This is a genomic window from Myxococcus sp. AB025B, assembly GCF_006518215.1.
GTDB classification, from domain to species: domain Bacteria; phylum Myxococcota; class Myxococcia; order Myxococcales; family Myxococcaceae; genus Myxococcus; species Myxococcus fulvus.
The window spans coordinates 1-9,695 of record NZ_SRLW01000348.1; the positions used below are offsets into that span (position 1 = coordinate 1).

9 protein-coding genes are annotated in these 9,695 nt (G+C 72.5%); 7 read left to right on the forward strand and 2 right to left on the reverse strand.

Annotated elements, in window-relative coordinates; all coding sequences use genetic code 11:
- Positions 1 to 288: 288 nt before the first annotated feature.
- Together FL311_RS37005 and FL311_RS37010 are read left to right on the forward strand one after the other, a co-directional pair.
- Positions 289 to 1,242, forward strand: coding sequence for a hypothetical protein (locus tag FL311_RS37005; protein WP_194869519.1), 954 nt, complete (start codon positions 289 to 291; stop codon positions 1,240 to 1,242).
- Positions 1,239 to 2,210: a zinc ribbon domain-containing protein gene (locus FL311_RS37010; protein ID WP_141332393.1), complete on the forward strand. Its 972-nt coding sequence runs from the start codon at positions 1,239 to 1,241 to the stop codon at positions 2,208 to 2,210. The genes FL311_RS37005 and FL311_RS37010 overlap by 4 nt, the downstream gene beginning before the upstream one ends.
- A 9-nt stretch (positions 2,211 to 2,219) precedes the next feature.
- Here FL311_RS37010 and FL311_RS37015 read toward each other — a convergent pair whose 3' ends face one another.
- Both FL311_RS37015 and FL311_RS37020 read right to left on the reverse strand, forming a co-directional pair.
- Complete coding sequence (locus FL311_RS37015; protein ID WP_141332394.1) at positions 2,220 to 3,629, reverse strand: serine/threonine-protein kinase; 1,410 nt, start codon at positions 3,627 to 3,629, stop codon at positions 2,220 to 2,222.
- A gap of 121 nt (positions 3,630 to 3,750) precedes the next feature.
- Entirely contained in the window at positions 3,751 to 4,926 is a 1,176-nt protein-coding gene (locus FL311_RS37020; RefSeq protein WP_141332395.1) for a serine/threonine-protein kinase, read from the reverse strand.
- A gap of 231 nt (positions 4,927 to 5,157) precedes the next feature.
- Between FL311_RS37020 and FL311_RS37025 the strand changes: the two genes are divergently transcribed.
- The 5 genes from FL311_RS37025 to FL311_RS37045 all read left to right on the forward strand — a co-directional run.
- Entirely contained in the window at positions 5,158 to 5,529 is a 372-nt protein-coding gene (locus FL311_RS37025; protein ID WP_141332396.1) for a helix-turn-helix transcriptional regulator, read from the forward strand.
- 50 nt (positions 5,530 to 5,579) lie between these two features.
- Positions 5,580 to 6,017, forward strand: coding sequence for a helix-turn-helix domain-containing protein (locus FL311_RS37030; protein WP_141332397.1), 438 nt, complete (start codon positions 5,580 to 5,582; stop codon positions 6,015 to 6,017).
- 142 nt (positions 6,018 to 6,159) lie between these two features.
- A complete protein-coding gene (locus FL311_RS37035; RefSeq protein WP_141332398.1) occupies positions 6,160 to 6,537 on the forward strand; it encodes a response regulator in 378 nt (125 codons plus the stop codon).
- A complete protein-coding gene (locus FL311_RS37040) occupies positions 6,534 to 9,095 on the forward strand; it encodes an ATP-binding protein (RefSeq protein WP_141332399.1) in 2,562 nt (853 codons plus the stop codon). The genes FL311_RS37035 and FL311_RS37040 overlap by 4 nt, the downstream gene beginning before the upstream one ends.
- Positions 9,092 to 9,695, forward strand: a 604-nt coding sequence (locus tag FL311_RS37045) for a response regulator transcription factor (protein WP_141332400.1), incomplete at its 3' end; no start/stop codon positions are given. The genes FL311_RS37040 and FL311_RS37045, both read left to right, overlap by 4 nt.

Genomic DNA, 9,695 nt, shown 5'->3' on the forward strand with positions numbered 1-9,695 from the left:
GCGCTCGGGCGCGTCGTCGTCGGGCGTGGAGGGCGGGACGCGGGGTGGCTCACGCTCCTCGCGGGGCGCGGGCTCGCCCCGGGGACCGGTGGGGCGCCCGTAGAAGTCCTCGGCGGGCTGGGTGACGGGCTGTCGTCGCGGGTCCTTCGCCATGATGGAATCCTCCGTCTGGATACAGTCATGACGCGGAATGCCTCCGGCAACCCGGCTATCGTCGTGGCGCAGAAGTCCGCACGGCGAGCGGGCGGGCGAGCGCCTGTCCGCTTCGCCTCGACAAGGAGTGGGGTGATGGCATTGGGGCACGAGGAGCCTGCCGCGGCGCTGACGGAGCCGAGGCTCCGGCTGGGGTGTCAGTCGTGTGGCGCGATGCTGGTGTTGGAGCCCTCGCTGCGCACCACGCGCTGCCCGTATTGCGCCGCGCCCTCCGTGGTGGAGCGCCCGCCGACGCCCGGGGTGCCCGAGCCGCGCTTCGCGCTGGGCTTCTCGCTGAACCACGCGGCGGCGCGGGAGAAGGTGTCGCACTGGCTGCGCTCGCGCAGCCGCTTCTGTCGCTCGGGGATTCGCGACGCGAAGCCGGGGGACGTGCACGGCGTCTATGTGCCCGCCTACCTCTACAGCGCGCTGGCGACCTCCCGGTTCCAGGCCTCCATCGGTGAGAACTACCAGGAGCAGGAGCGCTACACGACGACGGAGAACGGCAAGACGGTGACGCGCACGCGCACGGTGACGCGCACCGAGTGGCGCCCGTTGAGCGGCCAGGTCTCCGGCTATGTGGCGGACGTGCTCGTCACCGCGTCCAATGGCTTGCACAACGACGAGCTGGAGGCGCTGGAGCCGTTCGATTTGCGGGGGCTGGCGCGCTACACGCCAGCGCTGGTGTCCGGCTGGGTGGCGGAGGAGCCCACGCTGACGTTCCAGGCGTGTCTGGAGAAGGCGCGCGAGGAGGTGTCGGGGCGGCTGCTGGACAAGCTCGCGGCGCTGATGCCCGGGGACTCGCATCGGGAGCTGAGTCACGACAGCCACCTGGATTGGGAGTCGTTGGACGTGTGCCTGTTGCCCGTCTGGGTGCTGGCGGTGCGCTACGCCCAGGACGCGGAGCCCCTGCGCGTGCTGGTGAATGGGCAGACAGGTGAGGTGCACGGGAAGGCGCCCCTGTCCGTGTGGAAGGTGACGGCGGCGGTGGTGGTGGGGCTGCTGGGGGTGCTGGGCCTGTGGCTCTTCCTCCAGGGAGGTGGCCGATGAGCGCGGCCGTCAGCGTGTCGCCGTGCGAGCGGTGCGCGTGCGAGCTGGAGGTGGATGACCTGCGCTGTCCGGTGTGTGGCCTCGCGACGCCGGAGCCACCGAGGCAGGAGGCCGCCGTCGAGCGCGCGCGGGTGGTGCGCTGTGACAGCTGCGGCGCGTCGGTGGAGTACTCGGTGGAGGCGAGGGCGCCACGCTGTGACTACTGCGGCGCGGTGACGCATGTGGAGATGACGGTGGACCCGGTGGAGCAGGCGCAGGGGTGGCTGCCCTTCTCGGTGGAGCCGTCGGTGGCGGGCGAGGCGCTGTCGCGCTTCCTGGGGCGCAAGGCCTTCTTCCGGCCGTCGGGGCTGGCCGAGGAGGCGGCGCTGGAGTCCATGCGGCCCATGTGGTGGCCCGCGTGGGTGTTCAATGCGGGCGTGGAGGTGAGCTGGACGGCGGACTCGGACGCGGGCTCCCGGCGCTCGGACTGGGCGCCGCACGCGGGGCAGACGCACCTGGACTTCTCCAACATCCTGGTCGCCGCGTCGCGCGGCTTGACGATGGACGAGTGCGACAAGCTCACGCCGCACTACCGCTTCGACGAGGCGGTGGGTGAGGCGCGAGGGCCGGAGGGCGCCAGCGTCGAGCGCTTCGAGGCGACGCGCTCGGGGGCGAGGCGCCGGGTGTTCCAGTCGGTGGAGCGGCTCGCGAGCGAGCACGTGCAGTCGAGTGGAGACATCCCCGGCCGTCGCTACCGCAACGTGCGCGTGGCCGTGGCGCTGTCGAGCCTGCGCACCACGCGGTGGGCCCTGCCGGTGTATGTGCTGGCGTATCGCTATCGCGACAAGCCGTACCGCGTCCTGGTGCATGGCCAGGACGCGGAGGTGGTGTTCGGCGAATCCCCCATCTCCGCGTGGCGCGTGCTCGGCGTGGTGCTGGCGGTGCTCGCGGCGCTGGTGCTGACGATGCTCATCGCGGGGAGGATGTAGCGCGAGCGCTCAGGACGCGTCGGGCTCGTCGTCCGACTCGAGCGGCTTGCTCCCACCCGGAGGCGTGACGTCATCCTCCGGCCACGGCGCCTCCACGGCCCCGCTCCGCACGGGCGCGGCCACCGACTCCGCTTCGACCCTGGACGTCCACCACGCCTCCTCCCCATCGCGAGGCGCGGGCTCCTCCACGCGGGCGCGCGTCACCCCGCGCTTGCCCGGCACCCCGAACACCCGCGCGGCCTCCTCCGCCAGCGAGCCCTCGGCGTCCAGCTCCGCGCGCCCACCCGGCTCCAGCGGCACCGACGCCTCCTCCGCCGTGAGGTCCTCCGGATGCAGCCCACCCTCCAGCAGCTCCGCCTGATTGCGCCGGCTGGTCGCCTCCATCGCCACGCGCGCTATCTCCTCCGCCGTCGCATGGCGCCCCTGCCCGGGCGCGTGCACGCTCAGCCACCCGCGCAGCACGCAGCCCATCTCCTCCGCCGTCTGGAACCGCTCCTCCGGCGCCCTGCGCAGCGCGCGCAGCACCACCGCCGCCAGCCCCTCCGGCACGTCCGCGACCAGCCGCGCCACCAGCTCCGGCTCCAGGCTCGTCATCCGCGCGGCCACCTCGTCCACCGGCATCCACGTGGGCCCCTGCGCCTCCAGCACCAACCCCTCCGGCAACGGCGGCGGCGGCGTGTCCTCCACCGCGAGCGGGTGGCGCCCCGTGAGCAGCTCCAGCAACACCAACCCCAGCGAGAACAAGTCCGAGCGCGCATCCACCGGCGCGCGCAGCAGCAGCTCCGGTGACGCATAGGCCACGTCGCCCTTCACCAGCGGCCGGCTCGTCTCCTCCCGCCCCACCAGCCGCGACGAGGCCACGGTGAAGTTCGTCAGCTTCACATCCCCATGTGTCCCCACCCGGATGTTCCGGGGGCTCACGTCCCGGTGCACGATGCCCAGCGGCCGGTTCCAGTCATCCACCGCGAGGTGTGCGTGGTGCAGCGCGTCCGCCACCTCCGCCACCACGAACGCCGCCAGCGCGGCGGACACGGGCCGCCGCCGCATCGCCGTCAGGTTCAACAGCGTGTCCAGCGAGCGCCCCTCCACGTACTCCATCACCACGTGGGGCGCGCCCCGGTACACCTTCATCTGGTGCACCTGCGCGATGTTGGGGTGCTTGAAGCGGAACGTCAGGCTGACCTCCTCCACCAGCCTGCGCCGCTCCACGAAGGTGGCCGGGCTGCGCAGCCGCTTCACCACCACCAGGCCGCTCTGCCCGTCCCGGTAGCGTCGCCGGACCAGCATCAGCAGCTCTCCGGTGGAGCGCACCTCCAGCTTGCGCACGAACTCGAACACCGTGCCGCCCACGTTGAACAGCACCCGCGGCCGGCGCGGTCCTCCGGGAGAATCCTCCGTCGTCGTGTCGGGCGTCGTCATGGCCTGCCTCTCAACCTGGGAAGTGAGTTGGGCGCTACAGGATGCCCCAGGTAACACGAAGCCGGCCGTGATGGAATATCCGAGGTTGGGCGACAACCATTGGACGTCAGGTGTTGGATGCCTAATCCTTCCCGCGCCAGGGCTTGAGCGCCCCCTTGAGCACGTGCAGCCGCCGGCGCAGCCAGGAGCGCCAGGGGGCGACGGGCGGGGCCACCGGCTCGGTGGAGGGCGTGCGGGCGGACCCCGACGCGGAGCTGGCGCCGGGCCAGTCCGGCCAGCGCATCCACTGCCGCACCTCCCGGCCCTCCTCGTCCCCATCGAACAGGGACTCGTCCTCCTCCGTGACGGCCTCGTGGGGCGGCCGGGGCGGGAACAGCGGCTGGTCCCACGTGTCGTCCGCCAGCTCCAGCGCCGCGGAGAGCGCGCCGAACAGCTCCGCGCCGCTCGGGAACCGTCCGCCCGCATGCTTGTCGAGCAGCCGCAGCACGATTCCATCCAGCACCCGGGGCACGCGCGGGTTGAGCACGGACGGCAGCTGCAGCACGGCCGACTCGATGCTGGCCAGCAGCGCGGACGGCGGCAGGTGGGCCGGATAGGGGAAGGTGCCCGTGAGCACCTCGTGCAGCACCAGCCCCAGCGAGTACAGGTCATCGGTGGGCGCGAACCGGTAGCGCGCGCCGGGGATGCGTGGCCCCATCCAGAAGCGCAGCGACTCCGGGCTGCGGTAGCTGGGCGTGCCCGGGGGCAGCCGGTCCTCCGTCAGCGACGGGGCGCACGGGTGGTCCCCCGAGCCGAAGTCCACCAGCACCGGCTCCCCGTCCGACGCGCGCACGATGATGTTGCTGCCCTTGAGGTCTCGGTGCACCACCCCCGCGCCGTGGATGGCGTCCAGCGTGAGCGCCAGCGACGCGAACACCTGCGCGGCCCGGCGCGGCGTGGCCTTCTCCGTGGTGGCCCACCTGGCCAGGGTGGGGCCCTCCACGTAGTCCATGATGAGGTACAGGTAGCCGCGGTGCGCGTCCGGCCAGCGCCGGTAGCCCAGCAGCTCCACCACGTTGGGGTGCGCCAGGTGCATCAGCAGCCGCGCCTCCCGCTTCGTGCGCGCGTCCACCCGCGCCTCGTCGTTCTCCGAGGGGCCCTCCAGCGCGAACTTCAGCGCCACCGTGCCCTTCGTCTCGCTCTCCGCCAGGAAGATGGCGCCATAACCCCCGGTCGCCAGCCTCCGGATGATGCGCAGGGCCCCCAGCTGCTCCGAGGGTTGGAGCAGCAGCGGGTGCATCGCCTCCAGGTCGCTCATCGTCCCATCCTCTCCGTCTGTCCCCACCCATGAGGGCATCACCAGACCCAGGACCTTCAAGGTCGAATCCCTCTCTGGAAATCGAAACCCCGCCAGCGATTCCGGGTGACCTGGGTCAACCCCTGGCGTCATTAGCATGGCGGCCTTCTTTTTGGGTAGTCTGTCCCCCTCGTGAGGTAGGGTGCGGCGCGGACGATGTGGCAGGGAGACTGTCCGAGAGGCGCGGGGACCATGAACGAGGAACTGGCCATCACCGTGGGGGCGGCGGCGAAGGCGGCGCGGGCCCGGTTGGGATTGACCCAGGCGGACGTCGCGGAGCGCGTGGGAATCGCCATGGAGGTCTACAGCCGCATGGAGCGCGGACGCGTGCTGCCCAGCGTGACCACGCTGCGCAGGCTGTGCCTGGTGCTGTGCATGGATGCGAACGCGCTGCTGGGCTTGTCGGAGGGCGCGCCCGTGGCGGTCCGAGGACCGGTGGGCCCGCGCGTGGAGGACCCGCCCGTGCTGCGGCGGCTGCTGCGCTCCCTGCGCGCGCTGGAGCCGGAGGCGCTCAGGGCCGTGGTGCAGGTGGTCCAGGGCGCGCTCGCGCTCCGGCGGCGCTGAAGGGACGGGAAACTTGCCTCCCCCGCGCGCCGTGCGACGCTGCCCCCATCATGCGTGAGCCCGTCGACCACAAGCTCGCGGCCATCCTGGGAGGGGCGGCGCGGACCGCTCGCCTGCGGCTGGGCCTCACCCAGAGCGACGTGGCCGAGCGCGTCGGCATGGCCATGGAGGTCTACAGCCGGCTGGAGCGTGGCCGGATGTTGCCTCGCACGCAGACGCTCAAGCGGCTGTGTGACGTGCTCCAGGTCTCCTCGGATACGCTGCTGGGGGTCGGCCGGGGTGGTGCTCCGCTGACGCCCGTGACACGCAAGCCGGAGCGCGAGGACCCGCTGGAGCTGCGCCGCATGACGCGCAAGCTCCGGGAGCTGGAGCCCTCGCAGCTGCGCGCGGTGTCGCGCGTCGTCAACGCCGTCGTGTCGGTGATGCCGCCCCGGGCCGCCCCGGTGAAGCAGGCCCGTCCGGCGCGGCGGCGCAAGGCGACCGGCTAGGCGTCCGGCGTCGGGAGGCTGGGAATGCGCGGGCGTCGGGTGTTGAATCCCCGACGCGGAACCCTGGACAGACGTCCACTCCCCAGGTTCCCCGCACGTGGGTTAGCACACCCTTACCCCCCTCCAGAGGAGGTCCGCCCCCATGACGACCCTTCGCAAGGTGATGCTGGTGGATGACGAAGAGGACATCCGCGCCATCGGGAAGCTGAGCCTGAGCCGGGTGGGGAAGTGGGACACGGTGCTCGCCGCGTCGGGCGCCGAGGCCCTCTCCAAGGCCGCCGAGGAGCTGCCGGACCTCATCCTCCTGGACGTGATGATGCCGGGCATGGACGGACCCACCACCTTCGGTGAGCTGCGCAAGCAGGTGGCCACGTCGAGCACGCCCATCATCTTCATGACGGCCAAGGTGCAGAAGCAGGAGGTGGAGCGCTACCTGGGGCTCGGCGCGGTGGGCGTCATCAGCAAGCCCTTCGACCCCATGACGCTGCCCAAGGAGATTCGCAAGCTGGTGCCGGAATGACGGGCACGCGCCTGTCGAAGCGCTCCGTGGCCCTCCCGGTGGGGGCCTTGCTGGTGCTGTGCGCCCTCTTCGTCGTGGGCCGCCCCTGGGGCACCGCCCGCATCGACGCGTACCGCACGGGCCTGCAGCAGCTGCGCCTGGCGAGCGCGGAGCTGGAGCAGGACGTGCTCCGCGAGCGGCTGGGCCTGCCCGAGCGCCATGGCTCCCACGCCCAGGCCTTCGCCGCGCTGAAGGCCCGCGCGGAGGCGCTGCGCGACGTGCCGCCCTTCCTGTCGGATGAAGAGGCGCGGGTGATGGCGTCGTCGCTGGACGCGTACCTGGGGGCGCTGGAGGACAACCGCGCGCTCCTGGAGCGCTCGCGGGCGGCCCAGGCCCGGGGCGAGCAGCCAGGGGCGGACGCCGCGATGCAGGCCCTGCTGGAGCGCTCGGCCAGCGCGCAGGCGGAGCGGCTGGTGGGCACCTTCGTCCAGTTGCACGAGCGGGCGCAGGTGGCCAACGAGCGCACGCGCGTCGTCTTCTTCGCGGCGTCGCTGCTCCTGGGGGCGTACGTGGTGGTGGTGCTGGTGCGGCTGTCGCGCGCGTCCGGGGAGCTGGCCACGCTCAACGCGGCGCTGGAGGAGCGCGTGGAGCAGCGGGGGCGGGAGCTCGTCGCCGCGAGCGAGGAGCAGCGCACCACCCAGGCGCGCAAGGCGGCCATCCTGGAGGCGGCGCCGGACGGCATCCTGCTCATCGACGAGGCGGGGCGGCTGCTCGAGCTCAACCCCACGGCGGAGAAGGTCTTCCGGCTCACGGCGGCCCAGGCGGTGGGGCGCGAGTTCCTGGCGCTCGCGCTGCCGGCCTCGCTGCCCGCGGGCAAGCGCGAGGAGGTCTCCGCCGCGCTGGGCGAGACGTCCAGCGTGGCCACGCGGCTGGAGTCGCCGTGCCTGCGCGCGGACGGGAGCATGTTCCCCGCGGAGCTGACGCTGGTGCGGGTGCCGGGCGAGGGGCCCGCGCGCTTCACCGCCTTCGTGCGCGACATCACCGAGCGCAAGGAGGTGGAGCGGATGAAGAACGAGTTCGTCTCCACGGTGAGCCACGAGCTGCGCACGCCGCTGACGTCCATCCGCGGCTCGCTGGGGTTGCTCGAGGGCGGCATCGTCGGCGAGGTGCCGGAGCCCGCGCTGGAGATGGTGCGCATCGCGCGCTCGAACACGGAGCGGCTCATCCGCCTCATCAACGACATCCTCGACCTGGAGAAGATGGAGGCGGGCATGCTGGAGCTGAAGCTCGCCTCGCTGGATGCGCGCGAGCTGGTGGAGGCGACGCTCAGCGGCCTGAAGGGCGTGGCGGACGCGGCGGGCGTGGTGCTGCGCGCGGACGTGGAGGAGTCGCCCCGCGTGCGCGGAGACCGGGACAGGCTCATCCAGGTGCTCACGAACCTGGTCTCCAACGCGGTGAAGTTCTCCGCCGGCGGCGCGGAGGTGGTGGTTCGCGTGCTGCCGGAGGTGCCGGGGCGCGTGCGCTTCAGCGTGGTGGACTCCGGGCCCGGCATCCCCGAGGAGCAGAAGGACCGGCTGTTCGCGCGCTTCCAGCAGCTGGACGGCTCGGACTCCCGCTCCAAGGGCGGCACGGGCCTGGGGCTGGCCATCTCGCAGGCCATCGTGAACCAGCACGGCGGCGGCATCGAGGTGCTGAGCGCGCTGGGCAAGGGCTCCACCTTCACCTTCACGCTGGAGGCGGCCAGGCCCGTGTCGGGCTCGCACCCGGCGGTGGTGGCGGCGGCGACGGCGCGGGACACCAGCCGGCACGACGTGCTGGTGGCCACGGCGGACGCCGAGCTGTCCGGATTGCTGCGCGGGTTGCTGTCGCAAGAGGGTTACCGCGTGGTGCGGGCGGTGAGCCTGGCGGAGGCGCAGAAGGTGCTGGAGGCCGAGCCGCCGGACGCGGTGGTGCTGGACACGCGGATACCGGACGGGCAGGCGCTGGACTGGGTGCGCTCGCTGCGGGAGCAGCCGCGCACGCGGGCGCTGCCGGTGGTGGCGCTGTCGGGGCGCTCGTCGGAGGGCGAGGGCGTGGGGACGCCGCTGGTGGTGGACTGGATGTCGCAGCCCTTGGAGGAGTCGGGGTTGCTCGGCGCGCTGCGCCACGCGATGCGGCGGCCGGGGCAGGCGCGGGTGCTGGTGGTGGATGACGACGTGGCCACGCGGCGGGTCATCTGCGCCAGGCTGGAGCGGCTGGGGCGGGTGCAGGTGTTCGAGGCGGCGGATGGGGAGAGCGCGGTGGAGCTGGCGCGGCGCACGCCGCCGGACCTCATCGTGCTGGACGTGGGGCTGCCGGGGCTGGACGGGTTCGAGGTGGTGGACATCCTGCGCCGGGGACGGGGGCGCACGACGCCGCTCATCGTCTTCACGGGGCGGGACCTGTCGCGCGCGGACCAGCGGCAGCTGACGCTGGGGATGACGCGGCACCTGAGCAAGGCGCGCTCGTCCGAGGAGGAGCTGGTGGCCTCGGTGCGCGAGCTGCTGCACGAGTTGCTGTCCGGCAAGGACGGCGAGCTGGAGACAAGGGCCGTTTCATGACCGACGCGAAGACGCTGCTGTTCCTCGAGGACGACAAGGACTTGCAGAGCCTGGTGTGCGCCTTCCTCCGGGAGAAGGGCTTCCGGGTGGAGACGGCGCGCACGGCGGCGGAGGCGCGGGCGGTGCTGGCGAAGGTGCCGGTGGACGCGGCCATCGTGGACGGCTTGCTGCCGGGGGTGACGGGGGCGGACTTCATCCGCGAGCTGCGCGGCCAGCAGCCGGACCTGCCGGTGTTGTTCGCGTCGGCGTTCTGGAAGGACCTGAAGAGCCACGAGCTGCTCACGCGGCAGCTCAAGGTGGCGCGCATCATCCACAAGCCGTACCGGCCGGACGAGCTGTACCTCTGGGTGAATCAGCTCTTCACCAAGGCGTTGCCGCCGGCGCCGGCGGGGCCTCGGGCCCTGGCGGACGTGGACCTGGTGCGCGACCAGCTGGCGGCGAGCCTGGTGGCGCTCAACCAGGAGTACGGCGCGCGGCTGAAGGACAAGGTGAGCGGGCTGGAGGCGCTCTTGTCGGCGGCGCGCGCGGGGGACGGGGTGGCGTTGGAGGAGGCGGGCGTCGTCGCGCACAAGCTGCATGGCACGGCGGGCAGCTATGGCT

Coding starts and splice junctions, on each gene's coding strand:
- FL311_RS37030 (WP_141332397.1), top strand. CDS start 5,580: ATGCGTGAGCCCGTCGACCACAAGCTCGCGGCCATCCTGGGAGGGGCG.
- FL311_RS37015 (WP_141332394.1), bottom strand. CDS start 3,629: ATGACGACGCCCGACACGACGACGGAGGATTCTCCCGGAGGACCGCGC.
- FL311_RS37010 (WP_141332393.1), top strand. CDS start 1,239: ATGAGCGCGGCCGTCAGCGTGTCGCCGTGCGAGCGGTGCGCGTGCGAG.
- FL311_RS37035 (WP_141332398.1), top strand. CDS start 6,160: ATGACGACCCTTCGCAAGGTGATGCTGGTGGATGACGAAGAGGACATC.
- FL311_RS37020 (WP_141332395.1), bottom strand. CDS start 4,926: ATGAGCGACCTGGAGGCGATGCACCCGCTGCTGCTCCAACCCTCGGAG.
- FL311_RS37005 (WP_194869519.1), top strand. CDS start 289: ATGGCATTGGGGCACGAGGAGCCTGCCGCGGCGCTGACGGAGCCGAGG.
- FL311_RS37040 (WP_141332399.1), top strand. CDS start 6,534: ATGACGGGCACGCGCCTGTCGAAGCGCTCCGTGGCCCTCCCGGTGGGG.
- FL311_RS37025 (WP_141332396.1), top strand. CDS start 5,158: ATGAACGAGGAACTGGCCATCACCGTGGGGGCGGCGGCGAAGGCGGCG.